Annotated in this window: 20 protein-coding genes; 14 read left to right on the forward strand and 6 right to left on the reverse strand. The window is 62.3% G+C overall.

What is annotated here, in order from left to right; genetic code table 11:
* Positions 1-41 precede the first annotated feature (41 nt).
* The 6 genes from B9A97_RS20580 to B9A97_RS20605 all read left to right on the forward strand — a co-directional run bounded on the left by B9A97_RS20580 (position 42) and on the right by B9A97_RS20605 (position 4,929).
* Positions 42-785, forward strand: coding sequence for a hypothetical protein (locus tag B9A97_RS20580; RefSeq protein WP_143530615.1), 744 nt, complete (start codon positions 42-44; stop codon positions 783-785).
* 260 nt (positions 786-1,045) lie between these two features.
* The gene (locus B9A97_RS20585) at positions 1,046-1,882 is read left to right on the forward strand and encodes a CAF17-like 4Fe-4S cluster assembly/insertion protein YgfZ (protein WP_084367694.1); all 837 of its coding nucleotides are present in this window, start codon (positions 1,046-1,048) and stop codon (positions 1,880-1,882) included.
* A gap of 46 nt (positions 1,883-1,928) precedes the next feature.
* On the forward strand, positions 1,929-2,513 hold the full coding sequence (locus B9A97_RS20590) for an HD domain-containing protein (RefSeq protein WP_084367729.1): 585 nt from the start codon (positions 1,929-1,931) through the stop codon (positions 2,511-2,513).
* Positions 2,510-3,034, forward strand: a complete 525-nt coding sequence (locus B9A97_RS20595; protein ID WP_084367695.1) for a tyrosine phosphatase family protein — start codon at positions 2,510-2,512, stop codon at positions 3,032-3,034. The genes B9A97_RS20590 and B9A97_RS20595 overlap by 4 nt, the downstream gene beginning before the upstream one ends.
* Position 3,035: 1 nt before the next feature.
* Positions 3,036-4,001 carry an NUDIX hydrolase gene (locus B9A97_RS20600; RefSeq protein WP_143530617.1) on the forward strand — a complete coding sequence of 322 codons (966 nt, stop codon included), beginning with the start codon at positions 3,036-3,038 and terminating at the stop codon, positions 3,999-4,001.
* A 43-nt stretch (positions 4,002-4,044) separates the two neighbouring features.
* Positions 4,045-4,929: a mechanosensitive ion channel family protein gene (locus tag B9A97_RS20605; protein WP_084367697.1), complete on the forward strand. Its 885-nt coding sequence runs from the start codon at positions 4,045-4,047 to the stop codon at positions 4,927-4,929.
* Positions 4,930-4,938: 9 nt separating this feature from the next.
* On the opposite strand, the gene nadC is transcribed toward B9A97_RS20605, so the two are convergent.
* Genes nadC through nadA form a run of 4 tightly spaced genes read right to left on the reverse strand, consistent with a single transcriptional unit; the run spans position 4,939 to position 9,222 of the window.
* Positions 4,939-5,847, reverse strand: a complete 909-nt coding sequence (nadC, locus tag B9A97_RS20610; RefSeq protein WP_084367698.1) for a carboxylating nicotinate-nucleotide diphosphorylase — start codon at positions 5,845-5,847, stop codon at positions 4,939-4,941.
* Positions 5,848-5,867: 20 nt separating this feature from the next.
* A complete protein-coding gene (locus B9A97_RS20615; protein WP_084367699.1) occupies positions 5,868-7,460 on the reverse strand; it encodes an L-aspartate oxidase in 1,593 nt (530 codons plus the stop codon).
* 13 nt (positions 7,461-7,473) lie between these two features.
* Complete coding sequence (locus tag B9A97_RS20620) at positions 7,474-8,136, reverse strand: hypothetical protein (RefSeq protein WP_143530619.1); 663 nt, start codon at positions 8,134-8,136, stop codon at positions 7,474-7,476.
* Positions 8,137-8,145: 9 nt separating this feature from the next.
* Positions 8,146-9,222 carry a quinolinate synthase NadA gene (nadA, locus tag B9A97_RS20625; protein ID WP_084367701.1) on the reverse strand — a complete coding sequence of 359 codons (1,077 nt, stop codon included), beginning with the start codon at positions 9,220-9,222 and terminating at the stop codon, positions 8,146-8,148.
* A gap of 222 nt (positions 9,223-9,444) precedes the next feature.
* Here nadA and B9A97_RS20630 point away from each other — a divergent pair, with 222 nt between their 5' ends.
* The 7 genes from B9A97_RS20630 (at position 9,445) to B9A97_RS20660 (ending at position 18,159) form a co-directional block, all read left to right on the forward strand.
* Positions 9,445-12,243 carry a DUF2339 domain-containing protein gene (locus tag B9A97_RS20630; protein ID WP_084367702.1) on the forward strand — a complete coding sequence of 933 codons (2,799 nt, stop codon included), beginning with the start codon at positions 9,445-9,447 and terminating at the stop codon, positions 12,241-12,243.
* 147 nt (positions 12,244-12,390) lie between these two features.
* The gene (locus tag B9A97_RS20635) at positions 12,391-13,413 is read left to right on the forward strand and encodes an acyltransferase family protein (RefSeq protein WP_084367703.1); all 1,023 of its coding nucleotides are present in this window, start codon (positions 12,391-12,393) and stop codon (positions 13,411-13,413) included.
* A 65-nt stretch (positions 13,414-13,478) separates the two neighbouring features.
* The gene (locus B9A97_RS20640; RefSeq protein WP_084367704.1) at positions 13,479-14,138 is read left to right on the forward strand and encodes an HD domain-containing protein; all 660 of its coding nucleotides are present in this window, start codon (positions 13,479-13,481) and stop codon (positions 14,136-14,138) included.
* Positions 14,139-14,146: 8 nt separating this feature from the next.
* Entirely contained in the window at positions 14,147-14,995 is an 849-nt protein-coding gene (locus B9A97_RS20645) for an MOSC domain-containing protein (RefSeq protein WP_084367705.1), read from the forward strand.
* A gap of 187 nt (positions 14,996-15,182) precedes the next feature.
* Positions 15,183-16,148 (forward strand): flagellin N-terminal helical domain-containing protein, encoded by a 966-nt coding sequence (locus tag B9A97_RS20650; protein ID WP_084367730.1) that lies wholly within the window; start codon positions 15,183-15,185, stop codon positions 16,146-16,148.
* 144 nt (positions 16,149-16,292) lie between these two features.
* A complete protein-coding gene (locus tag B9A97_RS20655) occupies positions 16,293-17,510 on the forward strand; it encodes an MFS transporter (protein ID WP_084367706.1) in 1,218 nt (405 codons plus the stop codon).
* A gap of 394 nt (positions 17,511-17,904) precedes the next feature.
* Positions 17,905-18,159: a hypothetical protein gene (locus tag B9A97_RS20660; RefSeq protein WP_084367707.1), complete on the forward strand. Its 255-nt coding sequence runs from the start codon at positions 17,905-17,907 to the stop codon at positions 18,157-18,159.
* Here B9A97_RS20660 and recO read toward each other — a convergent pair.
* Positions 18,060-18,860: a DNA repair protein RecO gene (gene recO / locus B9A97_RS20665; protein WP_084367708.1), complete on the reverse strand. Its 801-nt coding sequence runs from the start codon at positions 18,858-18,860 to the stop codon at positions 18,060-18,062. The two genes, B9A97_RS20660 and recO, sit on opposite strands and share 100 nt — an antisense overlap.
* A 268-nt stretch (positions 18,861-19,128) precedes the next feature.
* Here recO and B9A97_RS20670 point away from each other — a divergent pair, with 268 nt between their 5' ends.
* Positions 19,129-20,229: an AbrB family transcriptional regulator gene (locus B9A97_RS20670; protein WP_084367709.1), complete on the forward strand. Its 1,101-nt coding sequence runs from the start codon at positions 19,129-19,131 to the stop codon at positions 20,227-20,229.
* Between the two features lie 28 nt (positions 20,230-20,257).
* On the opposite strand, the gene era is transcribed toward B9A97_RS20670, so the two are convergent.
* The gene (gene era, locus B9A97_RS20675; protein WP_143530620.1) at positions 20,258-21,205 is read right to left on the reverse strand and encodes a GTPase Era; all 948 of its coding nucleotides are present in this window, start codon (positions 21,203-21,205) and stop codon (positions 20,258-20,260) included.

The raw sequence follows: 21,205 nt of genomic DNA on the forward strand, positions 1-21,205 counted from the left end.
CCGGGAGCGATCCTTTGCGCTCGAACACTGAAAATAATGCAATGACCATATCCATTCGCCGATACGCGATCGGGACCCTTCTGTCGGCTGCGGCCTTTGCGCTGCCGTTGCAGGCCTTGGCGCTTTCGGAGCTCAAGCCCGGCCCGGGCCAGCCGCCGGTTGCCAGCGACACCGTCGATCCCAATGCCCCTGCCACGATGCCTCTTCCAGGGGACGGCACGTTGCCGAGCCCGGATCCGCTGATCAACAATCCCGACGCCGAGGATGAGCAGGCTGCACCTCCGAGCCTTGAGACGCCCCAGGACAATGCCGATCGACCGGTCGAGATCTTCCAGGACATCGCGTCCGCACCTGAACCGGTGCGCCGCATGCGCCAGATGATCGTTGAGGCCGCCGCCTCGGGTGACTTTGCCCGGTTGAAGCCGCTCCTCAATCCCGGCCCGAATCAGACGCAGGTGACGGCAGCCGACACCGGCAGCGATCCGCTCGAGGCGGTCCGCGCGCTGTCGGGTGATACCGAAGGCATGGAAATCCTGGCGATCATGCTGGATGTCCTGCAGTCAGGTTTTGTGCGGGTGGATGCCGGCACGCCCGACGAAGCCTATGTGTGGCCGTATTTCGCCGAAAAATCGATCACAACGCTGACGCCGCCGGAAAAGGTGGAACTGCTGCGGATCGTCACCGCCGGCGATTTTGCCGACATGCAGGAATACGGCAATTACAACTTTTTCCGGCTGGGCATTACGCCAGACGGACAGTGGAAGTTCTTGACGGCGGGTGACTAGGGTCGCCTGCCGGAAAGTCTTGCCCGATTTCGGGCAAAGACATGCGCCGATAGAAACCGCTAAAAGACGAGACGCTAATCTGATAGATTGCTGCTGGGTTTGGGCGTTGCTCGCCGCAGCATGTGCGAATTGAGTCGCGTTGTTTGCGGACCGTGTCAACAAAGCTCAAGACCAATCATTAAACGGTCAATTCTGGCGCTTGCCCATTTTGCCGCGACGCACTACCTCTCTCGCATCAGCCAATCTGGATTGGAACCACGATGCCAGCAGCATTCCTTTCCGACCGCAGCCTGGTCCGGGTTGCCGGGCCGGATGCAGAGCACTTCCTGCAGAATTTGATCACCACCGATGTCACCGCTAACATGGATGGCAAGGCCTATCCCGGCGCATTGCTGACACCGCAGGGCAAGATCCTGTTCGACTTCATGATCTGGCGTGATGCCGACGGTTTTGTGCTCGACACGCCCACGTCCCAGGCAGAGGGACTGATTAAGCGCCTCACGCTCTACAAGCTCAGGGCAAAGGTGGAGATAACAGGTCCCGATACCCAGGGCGTTACGGTGCGGTGGGGTGAAGAGCCTGTTGAGGGCGCCTTCGAGGACATGCGGTTCGAGCCTGCTGATGTCTATGTCTCGCGCCAGCCCGGCCGGCATGGTGATGCGCCGGAAGCCGCCTATCATGCACTGCGCATCTTCACGGGCATTGCGGAATCCGGCGATGATTTTGCCCTGCAGGACGCATTCCCCCATGACGTGATGCTGGACCTGACCCACGGGCTGTCCTTCAAGAAGGGCTGTTATGTCGGTCAGGAAGTGGTGTCGCGCATGCAACATCGCGGCACCGCGCGCCGCCGGGTGGTGAGCATCCTGGCAGATGCCGCCCTGCCGGCTCCCGGCACCGAGATCACCGCGGGCGGAAAGCCGGCGGGTACGCTCGGAACCGTGGCCGGCAAGCGCGCCCTTGCGATCGTCCGCACGGATCGCATCGCCTCGGCCCATGCGGCAGGCGGCGAAATCCTGGCCGGAGACGTGCCGATCGCGCTGTCGCTCGCTCCGTGGACCGGTCTTGCCTTCGTCGCCGCGGCCGAGGAGGCTTGACGGGGTGAACGAGGCGGGGGCAATCACGGCACGCGCCTGGCAGCGCATGCTATCAGGACGACGGCTCGACCTGCTCGACCCCTCCCCGCTCGATGTGGAGCTTTCCGATATCGCCCACGGACTGGCGCGCGTTGCCCGCTGGAATGGGCAAACCCATGGCGACCACGCATTTTCCGTCGCGCAGCACAGCCTCGTCGTCGAGGATATCTTTGGCCGGATGTACCCCAAGGCGGCGCCGGAGGAGATGCAGATGTGTCTCCTGCATGATGCCCCGGAATATGTGATCGGCGATATGATCTCTCCGTTCAAGGCCGTGGTCGGTGGCGGCTACAAGACGGTGGAGCGGCGGCTGGAGGCGGCCATCCATCTGCGGTTCGGCCTGCCCGCCCATCCCAATCGTGAACTCAAGGCGCGGATCAAGAAGGCGGATTGCATCTGTGCCTTCTTCGAAGCAGTGGTGCTGGCGGGCTTCGCCGAAACCGAAGCGCGCAAGTTCTTCGGCCTGCCGCGCGGTATCACCAGGGACATGCTGATGATCGACCCCGTGCCGGCGCGGGAGGCCCAGCGCTTGTTCATCGCGCGCTTCGAAGCCATCGAATCGCTGCGCATGTCTGTGGGAGCGCCCGCATGACCGCCATCGTGGTGTCACCCCTCGCGCGGATCGCCGAAATGGCTGTGCGGCACAAGGCGCGGGAGATGATCAGCCTGCTGGCCGAGAAACAGGATTTCCACCGGCCTGCGGTGATCGAAGCGCAGCGTCACCTCATACTCGGCGTCAACGATATTGCCTTTGCCGGAACCGGGAATCTGATCGCGCCGCAAGAGGTGCATGTCGCCGCCATCATCGATTTCGCCTGTGCCTGGGATCGCTCGGCCCCTCTGCTCATCCATTGCTGGATGGGCGTGTCGCGCTCTCCGGCAGCGGCGCTGATCGCGAGCCTTGCCATTCATCCAGACGACGACGATTTTGCGCTGGCGGCCCGTCTTCGCCAGGCCTCGCCCTTTGCCACCCCCAATACGCGCCTTGTCGAAATTGGCGACAGCCTGCTCAGCCGCAACGGACGCCTGATTGCCGCCGTCAAAGGCATCGGCCGCGGGGCGGATGCGGATGGCAATGCGCCCTTCGTGCTGCCGCTCGCCGGCGCGGCGTAACATGGGAAGCGCGATCGAAATCGGGCTCAATGCCGCCATCGTCGCCGTCGAGGGCAAGAGCCCGCGGTTGCTCGTCGTCTCCGACGACAGCGGCGCGCCGGATGCCCTGCCCTTCGGTCCGTTCGACCCACTGCATCACCGCACGCTCGACATGTCGCTACGCGCCACCGTGGTGGCGCAGACAGCCTTGCGTATGGGCTATATCGAACAGCTCTATACGTTCGGCGATCGTGGCCGGTCGAAGATGCCTGGTGACGAAGGCCCGCATATCGTTTCGGTCGGCTATCTCGCCCTGACGCGCATGGAAGACCGTCGCCGGCCGCCCTTGTCCTCCGAGAGCGTGCACTGGCGTGACTGGTACGGGTTTCTCCCCTGGGAGGACTGGCGCGGCGGACGCCCGCCGCAGATCGACGAGGTGATCCTGCCGGCGCTGGCGCGCTGGGCCGAGGAGGCCTCGCCGCCTTCCGAGACCGATTTGACCCGCCCATCCCGCCGGGCCCGCATCAAGCTCGCCTTCGGCCTTGACGACTTTCCGTTCGATGAGGAACGCGTGCTGGAGCGCTATGAGCTGCTTTACGAGGCGGGTCTGGTACGCGAGAGTTTCACCGACGCCGGCACAACGCCGCCGTCGCTTCCGGGCCTTGGCATCGCCATGCGCTACGACCACCGGCGCATCGCCGCGACGGCGCTGGCGCGGCTGCGCGGCAAGATCAAATACCGCCCCGTCGTCTTCGAACTCATGGCCGAGGAATTCACGCTGACGGAACTTCAGGTGACCGTGGAGGCCATATCCGGCCGGCATGTCCACAAGCAAAACTTCCGGCGTCTGGTTGAAGGTGCGGAACTGGTGGAGCCCACAGGCGTTACCAAATCAGCGACCGGAGGGCGACCGGCCGCCCTTTTCCGTTTTCGTCGTCAGATCGTCGAGGAAAGGCCTGCCCCGGGACTGAAGGTCGGCGGCCGCTGAAAGCCCTCCAGCTTTGTATCGACGACACCAAGCGGAGAACAGCATGGAAGATCAGGCAACCGAGATTATCGTGGCGACACGCGCTGCGCTGGCACAGGGCAGCGCGATGGCGGTGCAATATTCGGTCTCCATTGTCGGCGCATTACTGCTGCTGTTCATCGGCTGGTTCCTGGCGACGCTATTAAGGCGATGGTCCTACGAGGGCATGTTGCGCATCCGCGGCTTCGATGAAACGCTTGCCCGCTTCATGTCCAATGTCCTGCGCTACGGGCTGCTGATCCTGGTCTTCGTCACGGTTCTGGCGCAGTTCGGCGTGCAGACCGCGTCCATCATCGCCGCTCTAGGCGCTGCAGGTCTTGCCATTGGCCTTGCGCTTCAAGGCACACTGCAGAACATCGCGGCGGGAATCATGCTGTTGGTGCTCCGACCGTTCCGGGTAGGCGAATACATTGATACGGGGGGAATATCCGGCACCATCGTGGAAATCGGACTGTTTGCGACCGAACTGAAGACGCCCGACGGGCTTTATCGCCTGGCACCGAACTCCATTCTATGGAATGTCCCGATTACCAATTTCAGCCGGGAAAAGACACGCCGGTTCGATCTTGTCGTCGGCATCGGCTACGAAGACGACATCGACAAGGCTGAGCGCCTGATGATGGACATTGTCCATGGCGACGAACGCGTCCTGCCTGATCCGCCGCCAGAGACCTTTGTCGATGCGCTGGGCGACAGTGCCGTCAACGTGACCTTGCGCTATTGGACAGCGTCCGCCGACTTCTGGCCAATGTCTAGGCATACGATCAAGGCCGTCAAGCGGGCCTTCGATGAGAACGGCATATCCATTCCCTACCCGCAAATTACCTATAGCGGCACTTTTGACGCCCGGCTTGAGCCGATTGAGCCGGCCGAACGCAGACGCGCCTGAGAACAGGAACTACCGGATCTCTATGTCGAGGCCGATATCGAGGGTCGGTGCCGCCATGGTGATCTTGGAGGTGGAGATATAGTCCACGCCCGCTTCGGCAATCGCCTTGATCGTCTTGAGATTGACGTTGCCTGAGGCTTCCAACTGGATACGGCCCTGGGCGAAGGCGTAGTCGGCAGGCGTCAATCCAGCATGGGTCCGGTTGATCTCGACCGCCTCGGCCAGCAAATCAGGCCCCATATTGTCGAGCAGGATGACGTCGGGCCGGGCCGGCAGCGCCTCGCGCATCTGGTCGAGACTGTCGACCTCCACCTCGATCTTGACGAGATGGCCGGCATAGGCACGCGCCGCCTCAATGGCGGCCGTCACCCCGCCTGCGACGGCGATGTGATTGTCCTTGATCAGGATCGCATCATCCAAGCCGTAGCGATGGTTGGAGCCACCGCCGAGCCGCACCGCATATTTTTCCAGCGCTCTCAAGCCGGGCAGCGTCTTTCGGGTGCAGGTGACGCGCGCATGGGTATGGGCGATCTCCGCCGCAAACTGCCCCGTGTAGGTCGCCACCCCGCAAAGATGCATGAGGAAATTCAGCGCAACGCGCTCGCCCGACAGCACCGAGCGCGCCGCACCAGACACGCGGGCGATCGGTTGGCCGGGCACCACCGTATCACCGTCCGCGACCAGAGCCTCGAACCTCACGGTGGGATCGAGCAGGCGGAACGCAGCCCGCGCAAGTTCAAGCCCGGCGACCACGCCATTTTCCCGGCTGTTCATGGCAGCGATGGCCGTCTTGTCAGGCGCGATCGTCGCATAGGTGGTGATGTCGCCGGCGCGGCCGAGATCCTCCGCGAGCGCAGCGCGAACATGGTCTTCGATCATCAGCGGCGAAAGAACGGGGCGGAACGGTTTCGTTGGCATGGGCAAATCCTGTTTTCGCGTCAGCCGGCGATTTCCTGGGCCGCCGCTTCGGCCTCTTTCAAGGTTATGAAGGTGCGGTGATGCCAGGGTTCGGCGCTCTCGGTGAAGTCAGCGCGGTAATGGCCGCCGCGGCTTTCCTCTCGCTTCAGCGCCGCAACCGCGATCAGCTTGGCCGCGGCCGCGATGTTGGAGAAGCGCAGGCGGGTATTGTCCCGCTCCAGCTGCTGGATCGCCCTGATCAGGCCGACCAGTCCCTCCCGCTCCCGGATCACGCCGGCATGGGCCGACATCAGCCCGCGCAGCGTCTTCAACTGCGGACTGTCCTCGACCGTAACCAGCTCGTCGTTTTCGCCCGCTTCCTTCGGCCATTCGTATAGCCGCGATTCCGGCAGCATGCCCTTGATGCTGTCGGCAATGCGGGCGGCAAAGACCACTGCTTCCAGCAGGGAATTGGAGGCCAACCGATTGGCGCCGTGAACGCCTGTGGAGGTCACCTCGCCCGCGGCATAAAGACCGTCCAGCGTGGTGCGGCCGTCGGCATCCACCAGCACGCCGCCCATATGGTAGTGAACGGCCGGCACGACGGGGATGAGTTGCGTCACCGGATCGATGCCCGCCTGCAGGCAGGAGCGATAGACGGTCGGGAACATCTCGGGAAAATGCTTGCCGATCGCCTTGGTGCAATCGAGATAGGCGCCGCGGCCGGCGGCAACCTCGGCAAATACGCCGCGGGCGACGATATCGCGCGGTGCCAGTTCCGCATCCGCATGCAGATCGGCCATGAAGCGGTGACCCGATTTGTTGACGAGCCAGGCGCCATCGCCGCGCAGGGCCTCCGTTGCCAGCGGCGCCGGATCGTGTCCGATATCGATGGCTGTGGGGTGGAACTGCACGAATTCAGGGTCGGCGATCATGGCGCCAGCCTTGGCCGCCATGCCGAGCCCCTGCCCGCGCGCTTCAGCCGGATTGGTCGTGATCTCGTAGAGATGCCCGACACCGCCGGAGCAAAGCACCACGGCGCGCGCCGGAAACGAGACGCGCGTCGTCGACTGGCCGGCATCGGGACGGGCGATGACGCCGGAGACGAACTTCCCTTCCGTCACCAGTTCCTCCACCACATATCCTTCCATGATGCGGATCGACGGCGTCTTGCGAACGGTGGCGATCAAGGCCTCCATGATGGCCTTCCCGGCCATGTCGCCCTTGACCCGGACGATGCGTCGCTCCGAATGGGCAGCCTCCCGCGACAGCAGAAGATGTCCTTCAAGGTCCCTGTCGAAGGGCACGCCATAGGCCAGCAGGTCCCGGATGCGGTCAGGCCCTTCCGAGATCATCAGACGCGCCATTTTGTCGTCAACGATGCCCGCCCCCGCCGCGAGCGTATCCGCCAGATGCTTGTCGAAGGTGTCACCGGCGCTCATGGCAGCGGCGATACCGCCTTGGGCCCAGGCGGACGAGGCGCCATGGCCGATGGGTGCGGCGGCCAGGATGGTGACCGGACGCGGGCTGAGCTTCAGGGCGCAGAACAGCCCGGCGAGGCCGCCGCCGACGATGACGATGTCGTCGATCCCCTGCCAGGAGCTCGGACGCATGGATTGGGTATTGGTAGCCATTCTGTTATGCTTCTTATTGCTGGAGGTAGTCGTGCAAAAGCCAGGCATCCTGCGTCAGGTAATAAGACTCTTCGGTCTTGCCTGTTTCGGAACCACCGTCTGGATATAGAAAGCCTCTGGAACTTAGTATTGCTAAGCTGCTGCGAATTTTTGGGCCGTCCGCCTCAGAGAAAAACTCCGGGAAATGATACAAAATTCCTCCGCCGGAAACGAATGGCTCATTTGGATTTACTTCCAACGGTATTTTGGTGCGGAGCTTTAGTGACGCAGACAACACATTAAGCGTTTGGATATCCAAGTACTCAAGCTGCCTTGCAAACCGTCCAACTTCACCAGCCTCCGCTGGACAAGATCTTTGCACGACGCAACCGGCAATGAAAGCAGCAAGAATTTTAAGATTGTGGCTGAACTCTCCTAGCCGTACCTGCTCGAAGAAACGGTAAGCAGCAGGCAGTAAGAATTCCGCTTGTTCGTCCGAAAGCTCAGACAGCGCCGATATACCCTTGGCCTCGATCGCCTTTACCAATTCCTCGCGATGATGCTCAATCTTTCGATCCAGATAAATTCCATACAACTCCTTCAAAACCGAGAAGCCTGGCAACAACTCGGAACAAACCGCTCCTGTTAGAGTAACTACATTTCGCGCGGAACGCGTTGGCTCTGGAAGTTGCTCCATGATCCCCACTCAATGCTTGAGGTTCACCATGCGCTCCACCGCCAGCCGGGCCCGGTCGGCGATCGCAGGATCGACGGTCACTTCTTCGGTCATGTAAAGCAGGCTGTCGAGGATCTTCGGCAGGGTGATCCGCTTCATATGCGGACAGAGATTGCACGGCTTGACGAAATCGACCTCCGGCACCTCAGCCTGGATGTTCGATGCCATGGAGCATTCGGTGACGAGCAGCACGCGGCCCGGGCGCTTCGTCTTGACATAATCGATCATGCCGGAGGTCGAACCGGCATAATCCGATACCTCAAGGACGCTCGGATGGCATTCCGGATGGGCGACGATTTCGATCCGCGGATCGGCTTCCTTGTAAGCCAGCAGTTCTGCGGCGGTGAACCGCTCATGGACTTCGCAATGGCCCTTCCAGGTCAGGATTTTCTTTTTCGTCTGGTTGGCGACGTTCATCGCCAGATATTCGTCGGGGATGCAAAGCACCGTGTCGGAGGCGAGGCTTTCGACGACGGCGACCGCATTGGACGAGGTGCAGCAGATATCGGTCTCGGCCTTCACGTCAGCCGAGGTGTTGACATAGGTGACAACGGGCACGCCCGGATAACGCGCCTTCAGCGCCCGGACATCGGCGCCGGTGATGGATTCCGACAGGGAGCAGCCGGCGCGACCGTCGGGGATCAGCACCGTCTTGTCCGGATTGAGCAGCTTCGAGGTCTCGGCCATGAAATGCACGCCACACTGGATGATGATCTCGGCATCCACGCGCGTGGCGTCACGGGCCAGTTGCAGCGAATCGCCCTTGATGTCGGCGACGCAGTGGAAGATCTCCGGCGTCTGGTAGTTGTGGGCCAGGATGACCGCACCGCGCTCCTTCTTGATGCGGTTGATCGCATGCACATAGGGCGCAAAAACCGGCCATTCGATCGCCGGAATGAAATCCTTGACGCGCTCGTAGAGATGGGCGGTTTCCCTGGCGATCTCCGGGGTGAAGGTGAGATCGGGCCGCTCGATGATGCCGAATCGGGCCGCTGCCGATGCCGGGTTCAGAGGCGCGGTGCCCCCCGTCAAAACGCGATCTTGCATGTGGCCCTCCAGCCCAAAGGGGATATATACTCAAATTGAGCATATTACCCACCAAAGAAAACCGGCTGATGCCGGTGACCTCGATTTAGAAAGTTTTGTGACAGATTGCAAGGGATGGGCGAGAATTCCTCCGGCACCCCGCCATCCGCGAATTCACCGCGAAAGACTTCCGGCGCGCGCCAAATGCGTTAAGGTCGGGGCAAAGTGGCTGCGAGGATTGTCATGTACGAATTGATTCTGCTGGTTCTCGGCATTGCCTTTGTGGCCAGCCATCGCGGAACCCGCGCGCGGATCATGGCTCTGGAAGCGGATATCCGCAAACTGAGCGACCAGGTGGCTGCCCTGCAGCAACCCTCGGCGCCCGCGCCCGTGCAAACCACCGAGGCTGCCGCGCAGGTGCTCGACACCCCGCCATCCGCCGAGGCGGAAACGGCAGCCCTCCAGCCTAGCGAGGTCACAGGCGAAGCACTTGGTGAGACCGAGAGCCCAATTGCAGCCCCTGTTGCGGCCATGGCCGAGAGCGCCGAGACGGAGAAGGTTCAAGAGCCCGCACCGCTTACCACTTCGCCAACAGCGGCGCCTGCCGAAAGTCTGGAAAGCTATCTCGGCGCCCGCTGGGCCGTCTGGGCGGGCGGACTGGCGCTGGCGCTGGGCGGCCTGTTCCTGGTGCGCTATTCGATCGAAAGCGGGTTGCTGGGTCCGGGCGTGCGGCTGACGCTTGCCGCGCTGTTCGGCCTGGCTCTGACCGCCGTCGGCGAGGCTTTGCGCCGGCGCGTTGTGCCGGGCATCAGCGGCATCTATGCCAATGCGATGATTCCCGGCGTGCTGACGTCTGCCGGCGTCATATCGGTGTTTGGCGCGGTTTACGCGGCCCATGGCATCTATGGTTTCATCGGCTCGACACCCGCCTTTCTGATGCTGGCGTTGACGGCCTTTGCCACGCTGGGCCTGTCGCTGCTGCATGGACAGGGGCTGGCGGGCGTCGGGCTGCTGGGCTCGATGGTGACACCGCTTCTGGTGTCCTCGAATGCGCCGAGCCCCTGGACACTGTTCGGCTTCCTGACGATTTCCCATCTCGCCACGATCGCGGCCTCGCGCCGGCAGCGCTGGCTTGTGGTGCCGGCCTTCGCCAATCTGGGCATGGGAGGCTGGGCGACGGTCTATCTGCTGAGCAGCTTCCAGCCGGAACTGACGCCTGCCGTCCTGGCGCTTCTCGCCATGCTCGCCAGCGCAACTTTCCTGTGGCCTGCCCGCGCGTTCGAAGCCGAGGAGCGTACGAGCGATCTGTCGGAGGTCGGGTTTGCGCTGGTGCTCGGACGTGCGCCGGCCCTGGTCAGCGTCACACTGGCGCTCGCCACGGTCATTCCGGCACTTGGCCTGCTCGCCCAGGGCTTTGGCCTTGATGTCAATCCAGCCTATGCGATGGCGGCGCTGCTCGCAGCACTCGGTGCCATCGGGGCAAGCCGCCATGCCATGGTCTGGCCGGCAATCCTGTCGGCGCTGGCGGCGGTCGTCGGTATCGCCTTGCAGGTCAGCGTCGTCGGCACCGTGCTGTCGCTTCTCGACAATTCCTTCGATGCTGCGGTCCTCGTCTCGGCCGTGGACAGCCATATCCTGACGATCGCGCTCGGGCTCGGCGTCTTTTTCGTGGCGGCCGGTTTCGCCTTCATTTTGCGCAAGGGCGGCCAGGATCCGGTTTTCGCCACGCTCTGGGCCGCCATCGTGGCCACGGCGCCGCTGGCGCTCGGTTGCCTCACCTATGTCGGCTATGGGGATTTCACGCAGGACTGGACCCATGGGCTCTATGGCCTGCTTCTCGCGGTGGCTCTGCTTGCCGGTGCCGAGGGCATGGCACGCGCCGGCCTGCGCACACGGCTGCCGCTTGCGCTCGACATGCTGGTGGCTGGCTCGTTCCTGTCGCTGATGCTGGCGCTCGAAGCCCTGGCAACAGGACTGACGCAGACGCTGCTGATTGCCTTTGCCGGTTTTGCCTATGTCATGGCGACGCGGCTTCGCGACTGGCGGGCGCTGCCCTGGATGATGGTGGTCGCCTGCATCAGCGTGCTTGCCCGCATCGCCTGGGAGCCGACCATCGTCGGACCTCTGGCGCTCGGCAAGACGCCGGTCTTCAACGCCCTGCTGCCGGGCTATGGTCTGCCCGCGCTGCTGGCGATCCTGTCCGTCTACGTATTGCGACCCTGGCCGAGCACACGCGTGCGCAGCATGCTGGAGGCTCTGGCCATCCTCATGGGCCTGCTGGCCGTCGCCATTCTCGTGCGCCATGCCATGAATGGCGGAGTGCTAACCGACAGCATACCGACGCTTGGCGAGCAATCGATCTACACGCTGCTGATCATCGGCCTGCCCGGCGTGTTGATGACGCTCGACGTGCGGGAGCCACGGCCCGTCTTCCGCTATGGGTCGATGCTGCTTGGCGCGATCTCCATGTTCAACGTGCTGACCCTGCATCTGGGCGAGCTCAATCCGTTCGTGAGCGGAGAAAACACGGGACCGTGGCCGTTCTTCAACCTGCTGCTGATCGGCTATCTGTTGCCGGGCATCGCCTATGCGATCCTCGCCTGGTACGCGCGGGACAAGCGGCCCCGGCTCTATGTGACGCTTCTGGCGCTGACGGGGGCCGTGCTCGGCTTTGCCTGGGCAACCCTTTCGGTGCGGCGCTTCTGGCAGGGCGAGAACATCGTCTATTGGAAGGGTTTCCTGCAGGGGGAGACCTACAGCTATTCCGTGGCCTGGCTCATCATCGGCGTCGGACTGCTGGCGCTCGGCTCCCGCTTCGATGCCAAGAGCATCCGGCTCGCCTCCGCGGTCGTGGTGCTGATCGCCGTTGCCAAGGCCTTCCTGATCGACATGAGCAATCTGGAAGGCGTATTGCGGGCTCTGTCCTTCATCGGGCTCGGCGTGGTGCTGATCGGCATCGGCCTGTTCTACCAGAAGATCCTGACACGCGGCAGCGGCAAGGAGACATCGCGCGCCGCCGATCCGGTCGCCGAAAACTCCTGATTTTTGGCACAGCAAGTCATCGCAAGCTTAACCATGACTGCGGGTTTTCCCGTGTTTCGGGGTGATTTCGTTGACAGCACAACCCTGGCGAGGGCCTAATCGGCATCAATAAGCCTGAGACCTTCGAGCCCTGTGAGTTGGATCGCGATGCAAAGACCCCAACATATCGGAAGCCTCGATGGCCTGAGGGGCATTGCCTCACTTGCCGTCGTCTTGTCGCATATCATCCTGCTGTTCCCCAACGAAAGCTGGGCCGGGGCGCTGGTGTTCGGCAACGAGGCCGTTGCCTTGTTCTTCTGCCTCTCCGGCTTCCTGATGGCCTATCTCTACGGCAGCAAGGCCTTCACGCGCGAAACGGCGACCGATTATCTGTTCAGCCGGGTCGTCAGGATCTATCCGGTCTACCTGGTCGCGGTGCTCGCGGTTGCCGGCCTCTCGCTCCTCGCCCCTCTCGACTATCCCCAGCCGCTGCTTGGCAGCGTGCAGATCATGCGCCATGTTCTGCTGCTCGGCTCCACCGGCGTTTTCTGGTCTATCCCGCCGGAGATACAGTTCTACGTCTTCTTCCTGCTCCTGTGGTTCTGGATGGCGGCACCCAGGCGGCGGCTCGTGGTCGGCGTTGCAATCGGCATCCTCTTCATGCTGCTCGCCATCACCGGTTTTCCCGGCCCCGGCATCCTGCTGCCGTCGAAACTGCCCTATTTCCTGTTCGGTGCGCTGGCCGGATGGCTCTTTTCGCTTATGGGCACCGGGCAGAACGGACCGGTCGTCGGCATTATCACACTGGGCGCACTGGGCTTCTTCTTCGCCAGCCGCGCACTGTTCAACACCGAGAATGATTTCTGGGGGCTTTCCAGTGCGATCGCCGCTGCGGGTATCGTCTTCATGGCGGCCTCGGGCTCGGCCCTTTCCAACAGGGTGCTGACCGCCTCGCCGCTGCGGTTCCTCGGAAAGATCAGCTTCTCGCTCTATCTGTTTCACATGCCGGTAATGTTCCTCACATCGCGCGCGCTGCCAACCGACCTACCGGCTCCGATCGCGATTTCGGTCTGCGTCCTCGCCGCCATCGGCTTTTCCACCCTCAGCTACCGCCTGATCGAGGCACCGTCGCGCCGGATGCTGATGAACACCTGGAGGCGCCGACGGGAACTGCGCGGCGTGCCCGCCTGATAGCCTCGCCTTGCAATCGCGGCGGGATCGGCTAGTAACGGCGGCGTGTCAGCGAGAGCATCCCCATGAGCAGGCCTGAAATCGCCGCAGCCTTCAAGCCCTTCGAACCGCTGGCGAAGCAATTGCTGCCGCATGCAGCTTCGGGCGACGATGGCGCCCATGACGTCGCCCATATCCTGCGGGTGTTTCGCAACGCGATGAAGATCGCATCCGCGGAAGGCGGTGATCCACGCTTGTTGGCAGCCGCGGTGCTGCTGCATGATTGCGTGTCGGTGGAGAAGAACTCGCCGCTCAGGACCCAGGCCTCGCGGCTGGCCGCGGAAAAGGCTGCAACCATCCTGTCCGATCTGGGCTGGAATGCCGCCGATATCGATGCGGTTGCCCATGCCATTACCACCCACAGTTTTTCCGCCAATCTGGCACCGCAGACGCTGGAAGCCCGGATCCTGCAGGATGCCGACCGTCTCGACGCCATCGGCATGGTCGGAGCCGCCCGCTGTTTCTATATCGCCGGTCGGATGGGCTCAGCACTCTACGATCCCGCCGATCCGTTGGCCGAAAACCGTGCGCTCGATGACAAGGCCTTTGCGATCGATCATTTCGAGGTCAAGCTGTTCAAGCTCACGGACGGTTTCCAGACCGCCACTGGCCGGCAGATGGCGCTCGAACGCCAGGAGCGGCTGAAGACCGTGCTCGACATGTTCATCGACGAAGTTAGGGAATGAGGTCCACCATGAAGGTCGCAGAACTCCACATCTATCCGATGAAGAGCGCCCGGGGCATCGCCATTCCCCAGGCCGCCATCAATCACAGGGGACTGCTGGGTGACCGACGCGTGATGCTGGTCGAACCCAACGGCATGTTTGTGACTCAGCGTGAGCTGCCGGACCTTGCGCGCGTCACCGCCCTGCCCTCGGCTGCCTATCTCACGCTTCGGATGGATGACGGCCGGGAACTGATGGTCGCCCCACCCCATCCGGACCGCCGCCTTGAGGTGGAGATCTGGAAAACCCCGGTCAGCGCCGCAGTCGCGGATGACCGCGTCAATTCGAGGCTGTCGGACTGGTTTGGGCGGGATGTGAAGCTGGTCTTCTTCGACGGCGGGGCTGAGCGCAATGCCAATCCCGAATGGGCAGGCGCCGACACGCCGATGAGTTTTGCCGATGGCTACCAGATCCTGGTGACGACGACAGGGTCTCTTGAGGCCCTCAATGCCGACATGGAAAGCCATGGCGAAGGTCGCGTCGGCATGGAACGCTTCCGACCGAACATCGTGATCGAACACGACGAGCCCTGGGCGGAGGACCGCTGGGCGGCCATCGAGATCAATGGCCTCCGGCTCGACCTGGTCAAGCCATGCCCTCGCTGCATCATGACGACCCAGGATCAGGCCACCGGCTCGCGCGAGGGCGCAAACCCCATGCCGGCCATGGGCCGCATTCGCATGTCGGCGGATCGGCGCGTGCCCGGGCCGCTGTTCGGCTGGAACGCCGTGCCGCGCGGCGAAGGCAGCGTGTCTCTCGGCGATCAGGTGCAGGTGATCATGGACCGGCCGGAAGGCTTTGCGATCAAGAAACGCTGATCCGCCGCCGCCGAAGGTCCGCCAACATTTGACGGGCAGCGACCCGCCTAACACAACCTGAGATAAATTTCACAACCTGTGATTAACGCACCGTTAATCATCGGGGCGCAATCCTTACGTGCATTACATCATCAGATTTGCAAGACGTCTTTCCCTTTGATGTCTCCCTGTTTTGATCGGCACGGCCATGACCAGCATCCATACCAACGCCTCGGCGATCGCCGCCCTTGCGACGTTGCGGTCGATCAACAAGCAACTGGATGAGACGCAAGAGCGCCTGGCAACTGGTCTGCGGATCAACGAGGCAGCTGACAATCCCGCCTATTGGTCGATCGCGACCACCATGCGCGGCGACATCAAAATGCTCAGCGCGGTGCAGGACAGCCTCGAAATGGGTGCCGCCATCGTCGACACGGCCTATCTGGGCATGGATGCAGCAATTTCCGTGATGGACGAGTTCAAGGCCAAGCTGGTGATGGCATCGGAGCCGGGCGTCGACAAGACAAAGATCGACAAGGAACTGACCGAACTCAAGGAGCAGTTGCGCTCGATCGTGTCTGCGTCCAGTTTCAACGGCCAGAACTGGCTGGTCAGCGGAACCGCGGCCGGCGCTGACAAAACCGTCGTGGCGGGCTTCACGCGTGCAGCGAACGGAGCTGTGTATGTCCAGAAGATTACTTACGGGGCAGACAGCGTTCCAGGCCCCACGAACCTCGCAAGCCTGATCGATTATGGCTCCGGCGGCGCCAATGGCATTCTGACGAGCAGCGCCTATGCGACGGCAGTCGGAGCCAGCACGTCCTATGCCGTGTTGAAACAGGATCCGAGCGCCACGACAACGGAGATCTCGCTCACCAGCACCACGACCGCAGCGCAACTCGACGAGATGATCTCGACGGTGGATGCGATGATGAAGCAGATGACCGATGTCGGAGCATCGCTCGGCGCCACGAAAAGCCGTATCGAGAACCAGCTCGAATTCCAGAAGAAGCTGCAGGCAACGCTCGAGAAGGGCGTGGGCCGGCTCGTCGATGCGGACATGGAGGAGGAGTCCACCCGGCTCAAGGCGCTTCAGGCACAGCAGCAACTGGCGATCCAGGCCCTGCAGATCGCCAACAACGAGCCGAATCTGATCCTGGAGCTTTTCCGCTGATCGAACCTCTGCTTCAGTTGACCTAAGGACATCTGAACGACGGCGCCTAATCCATCAATTCCGCTTATTTACGCTTCACGAAAAGGCGTTTGGCGAAGGCCATCCCCGACGCTATCGTTTCCTTTACGATAGGAGAGGATTGCCATGCCCACCACACGCGCTGCCATGCCCTGGCTGATCATTGTCGCCGGTTCGCTGATTGCCATGATGACCTTCGGGCCGCGCTCCGCCATGGGCTTCTTCCAGCTGCCGATGCTGGCGGATACGGGATGGGACCGCTCCACCTTCGGCCTCGCCATGGCCATCCAGAATCTCTGCTGGGGCGTGAGCCAGCCTTTCTTCGGCGCGCTGGCGGACAAATACGGTACGGGCCGGGTTCTGGCGGCCTCCGGTGTGCTCTATGCCGCGGGTCTGATCCTCATGGCCAATGCGTCGGCGCCGATCTGGCTGCATATCGGCGGTGGCGTTCTGATCGGCATGGCCATCGGCGCGGGCTCGTTCAGCGTGATTCTCTCGGCCTTTGCCCGCAATGTCTCGCCAGAGCAGCGCTCCATGGCCTTCGGCATCGGCACCGCCGCCGGTTCTGCCGGCATGTTCCTGTTTGCCCCGCTGTCCCAGGGGCTGATCAGCACCTTCGGCTGGTCGGACAGCCTTGTCTATATGTCGATCATGATGCTGATCGTTCCGCTGCTGGCCCTGCCCTTGCGTGGCAATGCCAATTCCGGCACGCAGTCGCAGAACCAGTTTAAACAGTCTGTCGGCGACGCCTTGAAGGAAGCGCTGGGCCACAAGAGCTATCTTCTGCTCACCACCGGCTTCTTCGTCTGCGGCTTCCAGGTGGCGTTCATCACGGCGCATTTTCCGGCCTATCTCGGCGATATCGGTATTGAAGCCCGCTATGCGGTGATCGCCATGGCGCTGATCGGCTTCTTCAATATCATCGGCTCGCTGGCCGCCGGAGCGATCGGGCAGCGCTATTCGAAACCGTATTTCCTGGCGCTGATCTATATCGGCCGTTCGATCACGGTGACAGCATTCCTGCTCCTGCCGCAAACGCCGGCGTCGGTGATCATCTTCTCCGCGGTCATGGGGCTTTTGTGGCTGTCGACCGTTCCGCCGACCAATGCGCTTGTCGCCATCATGTTCGGCACCAGGCATCTGGGCCTGCTGGGCGGCATCGTCTTCCTGTCGCACCAGGTCGGTTCTTTCCTGGGCGTCTGGATGGGCGGCTATCTCTATGACCGCCTCGGCTCCTATGACAGCGTCTGGTGGCTCGGCGTGCTTCTCGGCCTGTTTGCCGCCGTGGTGCATTGGCCCATCCGCGAGCGGGCGGTGGATCGCGGCGTTCCGGCCGCGGCATGATTCACTTTTGTGAACGTTTTTTTTAAGGATTGAGGCAGACGAGATTCATTTTGCCTCAAAGCATCCACATTTTGTGCGTCGCAAAATTCTATTTTATTTTTTAGCTTGGGGAGGTTGACGGCGGACAGCGTCGCACCTACCTTGTTGTCACCGATCGAGGATCGGGTTTAAACCGCTCCGGACGATGAATATGTCCGGACCAGCCGCAAAGGAGGTTAGCGACATGCGAGTTATTTCCCATAATGCCAACCGGTCCTGGCAGCTTCCCCAGCGCAGCGTGGCGTCCCGCGTCAGCCTTCGACTTAAATGTCGAATGTGATCTGTTTGAACTTCTGAACGCGTCCTATCCAATTTTTTAGCTGAGCCCTGCGCATGAGCGCGGGCGGGGATCATTATGAGCAAGCAAGTTGTCGAATATGACGGCATACCCGTCGGCATCACCGTTCCCGAGGGGGACAGGCTGAAGTTCATCGCTGTCAAGTATCCGGTCATCGAACTGGACGGTGGATTTTACCACGATATCGCTGAGCTGCGCTCGGCGATCAGCAATCACCTGGAGAGATCGGACAGCGATGACGGCGTGTCCGTATCAGCCAGTGCTGCGGCTGAGCGCGCGGGCAATGCACGCAACGACTTCAAGGCCGCCTGAAGAAATCCGTCTCGAGCCGCGCCGGGATCTATCCCGCGCGGCTCATAGACATGCCGCTGGAGAAAGAAGCCTGTCAGACGAAAGGCGGATGACAGGGTCTCGACATCAGCGGCCTTGTTCCCTTCCGTTGACAGGAAACCCGGCAGAAGCAACAGCTTGTCGGCATAGGGCAGGCCTACATCTCGGCACACGGCGCGCCCTGTCTTCGGCGAGACATAGGTGAGGTCCGAGGACACGCCGGTCACCGCGCAGCGCCCCAGATCCAGTCCAAATCCCAGGTCGTTCAGGACTGCGAGTTCGAAGCGCACAAACAGTTCTCCGGCCGCAGCGGGCTCCCCCAGATGTTCCAGAACGACATCCAGCGCCTCGTAGAGATGGGGATGCGGCTCGCGCTCGGGCAGCAGGCGCAACAGCGACCCAAGGGCCAAAACCCCATAGACGGCTGTCGCGCTTTCCATCAGTTGCGCTGCTCGCAGCCGCAAGGGCTCGATCTTGAACTCGCCGAGATGTTCGTCAAGCCGCGCGCGCCAGTTGATCTCAAGGCGATTGCCGGGCTGCAGCACGGGCTGGAGGGTGCGGGAGCGTCCACCGCGCACCATGCCCATATGCCGGCCGCGCTCACGGGTCATCACCTCGGCGATGACACTTGTCTCGCCGTGGCGCCGCACGCCCAGAAGGATCGCCTCGTCAGTCCATTGCATGGACCTGACCTAACCGATTTCCGCAGTCACGCCCAGCCTCGATCTCCTGCGTGGTCACCCACCCAACCGGATTTCTGTAAAAAACACTTGCATCATGAGCCATTTGGGCGAAAACCGGCAGGGCCTGACGACCTGGCTCCTGAAGCGCAAACGGCCATCAGCATGAATTATCGGCGGCCTGTCACACTCCCGTTGCGGCAGAGGCGTCAAAGGCTGCGAGATCGCTGCTGAAACGCAGGCCGAATACGAGAAAGTCCTGAACCAGACCATGCCCTCCCCGCCCCCAGGCTCGACAGACAGACCGCCCGATCCGGGGCTTTTCACGCCCTTTCCGGCGCCTGTGCGCTGGCTGATGCTTTTCGGCTTCTCCCTGGTGATATCAGCGGTGTTGGTCGTGGCCCATATCCCGGCGGCGCTGCTGCTGGGTCCGATGCTTGCCGCCATCCTGATGGCCACCAACGGCGCCCGGCTGTCGGTGCCCAAACTGCCGTTTCTGGCCGCCCATGCGCTGATCGGCTGCATCGTCGCACGGTCACTGGATGTCGGCATCATCTCGACCTTCGCTGCGGACTGGCCTATCTTCCTTGCCATAGTACTCGCCGTCATGGCCGCGACGACGCTACTCGGCTACCTGATGGCACGAAACGGAACCCTGCCCGGCACCACGGCTGTCTGGGGCACATCGGCCGGTGCTGCGTCTGCCATGCTGCTGATGGCAGAGGCCTATGGTGCAGATGCGCGCCTGGTCGCCTTCATGCAATATCTCAGGGTGGTCTGCGTGGCTTCCGCGGCCTCCATGGTGGCCGCTCTGGTGTTTCATGCCAGTGGCGGCCATGCGCAGCCGATCGTCTGGTTTCCAGCCGTGGATTGGATCGAACTGGCCAAGACGCTAACAATTGCCTTTGCCGCAAGCGCGCTCGGCTACTTCCTGCGGATACCGGCCGGCACCATGCTCCTGCCGATGATCGCGACAGCCGTGCTTCACGGCTTCGGCTATCTGACCATCGAATTGCCGACCTGCCTGCTGGCGATCGCCTATGCCCTGCTCGGCTGGAAGATCGGATTGGGCTTCACCCGCCGCATCCTGCGCCATGCGGCGCATGCCTTTCCGCAGATTGCGGCCTCGATCATCGTGCTGATCATCTTTTGCGGCGGGCTGGCGGTCCTGCTGTGGCAGGTCATGGGGATCGATCCGTTGACGGCCTATCTGGCGACCAGCCCCGGCGGGCTCGATTCGATCGCCATCATTGCGGCCTCCACGCCGGTGGACCTGTCCTTCGTCATGGCGCTGCAGACCGTGCGTTTCCTGCTGGTGCTGCTGCTTGGCGGGCCAATCTCGACCTTCATAGCCCGCCGGCTCGACCGCTGACGACGGGGCACCGGTCTTCTGTCTCGGCTCAGTCGCGCGGGAACTCGAGGCCCATTTCGCGGAAGCGCTCGGGGTCGTTGCCCCAGTTTTCACGGACCTTCACGAACAGGAAGAGATGTACGGGCTGTTCCAGGATTTCCGACAGCTCCTTGCGGGATGCCGTTGAGATTGCCTTGATGGCGTCGCCGCCCTTGCCGAGCACGATCTTCTTCTGGCTGTCGCGCTCGACATAGATCACTTGCTCGATGCGGACTGAACCATCCTTGCGCTCCTCCCACTTTTCCGTCTCCACATGGGACGAATAGGGAAGCTCCTGATGCAGGCGCAGGAACAGCTTTTCGCGCGTGATCTCGGCTGCCAGCTGGCGCATCGGCAGGTCGGAGATCTGATCCTCCGGATAGTACCAGGGACCTTCCGGCAGCGTCTCCGCCAGATAGTTCATCACGTCGTCGCAGCCCGATCCCGTCGTGGCAGAGATCATGAAGGTGCGCTCGAAGCGAACGGCTTCGTTGGCTGTCGAAGCGAGCTTCAACAGATCCTCGCGCTGCACCTGGTCGATCTTGTTGAGCGCCAGGATCTTTGGCTGCGGCACATCCTTCAGCCCTTCGAGAATGGCTTCGGCATCGCCGCGCAAGCCCCGCTCGCTGTCGATCAGCAACAGGATCACGTCGGCATCCTTGGCGCCACCCCAGGCCGATGTCACCATGGCGCGGTCGAGCTTGCGCCGTGGCTTGAAAATGCCTGGTGTGTCCATGAAGACGATCTGGGCGTTGTTGTGAATGGCAATGCCGCGCATCACCGCGCGCGTCGTCTGCACCTTGTGGCTGACGATCGATACCTTGGCACCGACGAAGCGGTTGACCAGCGTTGACTTGCCGGCATTGGTCGGCCCGATCAGGGCAACAAAGCCGGAATGGGTCGGGCCATTGGTTGCGGTTTCCGCGCCGTCGGCGGTGTTGTCTTCAATCTCGGTCAT

Origin of the sequence: Rhizobium sp. RU36D (assembly GCF_900176345.1) — a bacterium.
GTDB lineage: Bacteria > Pseudomonadota > Alphaproteobacteria > Rhizobiales > Rhizobiaceae > Allorhizobium.

Coding starts and splice junctions, on each gene's coding strand:
- B9A97_RS20580 (WP_143530615.1), top strand. CDS start 42: ATGACCATATCCATTCGCCGATACGCGATCGGGACCCTTCTGTCGGCT.
- B9A97_RS20585 (WP_084367694.1), top strand. CDS start 1,046: ATGCCAGCAGCATTCCTTTCCGACCGCAGCCTGGTCCGGGTTGCCGGG.
- B9A97_RS20590 (WP_084367729.1), top strand. CDS start 1,929: ATGCTATCAGGACGACGGCTCGACCTGCTCGACCCCTCCCCGCTCGAT.
- B9A97_RS20595 (WP_084367695.1), top strand. CDS start 2,510: ATGACCGCCATCGTGGTGTCACCCCTCGCGCGGATCGCCGAAATGGCT.
- B9A97_RS20600 (WP_143530617.1), top strand. CDS start 3,036: ATGGGAAGCGCGATCGAAATCGGGCTCAATGCCGCCATCGTCGCCGTC.
- B9A97_RS20605 (WP_084367697.1), top strand. CDS start 4,045: ATGGAAGATCAGGCAACCGAGATTATCGTGGCGACACGCGCTGCGCTG.
- nadC (WP_084367698.1), bottom strand. CDS start 5,847: ATGCCAACGAAACCGTTCCGCCCCGTTCTTTCGCCGCTGATGATCGAA.
- B9A97_RS20615 (WP_084367699.1), bottom strand. CDS start 7,460: ATGGCTACCAATACCCAATCCATGCGTCCGAGCTCCTGGCAGGGGATC.
- B9A97_RS20620 (WP_143530619.1), bottom strand. CDS start 8,136: ATGGAGCAACTTCCAGAGCCAACGCGTTCCGCGCGAAATGTAGTTACT.
- nadA (WP_084367701.1), bottom strand. CDS start 9,222: ATGCAAGATCGCGTTTTGACGGGGGGCACCGCGCCTCTGAACCCGGCA.
- B9A97_RS20630 (WP_084367702.1), top strand. CDS start 9,445: ATGTACGAATTGATTCTGCTGGTTCTCGGCATTGCCTTTGTGGCCAGC.
- B9A97_RS20635 (WP_084367703.1), top strand. CDS start 12,391: ATGCAAAGACCCCAACATATCGGAAGCCTCGATGGCCTGAGGGGCATT.
- B9A97_RS20640 (WP_084367704.1), top strand. CDS start 13,479: ATGAGCAGGCCTGAAATCGCCGCAGCCTTCAAGCCCTTCGAACCGCTG.
- B9A97_RS20645 (WP_084367705.1), top strand. CDS start 14,147: ATGAAGGTCGCAGAACTCCACATCTATCCGATGAAGAGCGCCCGGGGC.
- B9A97_RS20650 (WP_084367730.1), top strand. CDS start 15,183: ATGACCAGCATCCATACCAACGCCTCGGCGATCGCCGCCCTTGCGACG.
- B9A97_RS20655 (WP_084367706.1), top strand. CDS start 16,293: ATGCCCACCACACGCGCTGCCATGCCCTGGCTGATCATTGTCGCCGGT.
- B9A97_RS20660 (WP_084367707.1), top strand. CDS start 17,905: ATGAGCAAGCAAGTTGTCGAATATGACGGCATACCCGTCGGCATCACC.
- recO (WP_084367708.1), bottom strand. CDS start 18,860: ATGCAATGGACTGACGAGGCGATCCTTCTGGGCGTGCGGCGCCACGGC.
- B9A97_RS20670 (WP_084367709.1), top strand. CDS start 19,129: ATGCCCTCCCCGCCCCCAGGCTCGACAGACAGACCGCCCGATCCGGGG.
- era (WP_143530620.1), bottom strand. CDS start 21,205: ATGACCGAGATTGAAGACAACACCGCCGACGGCGCGGAAACCGCAACC.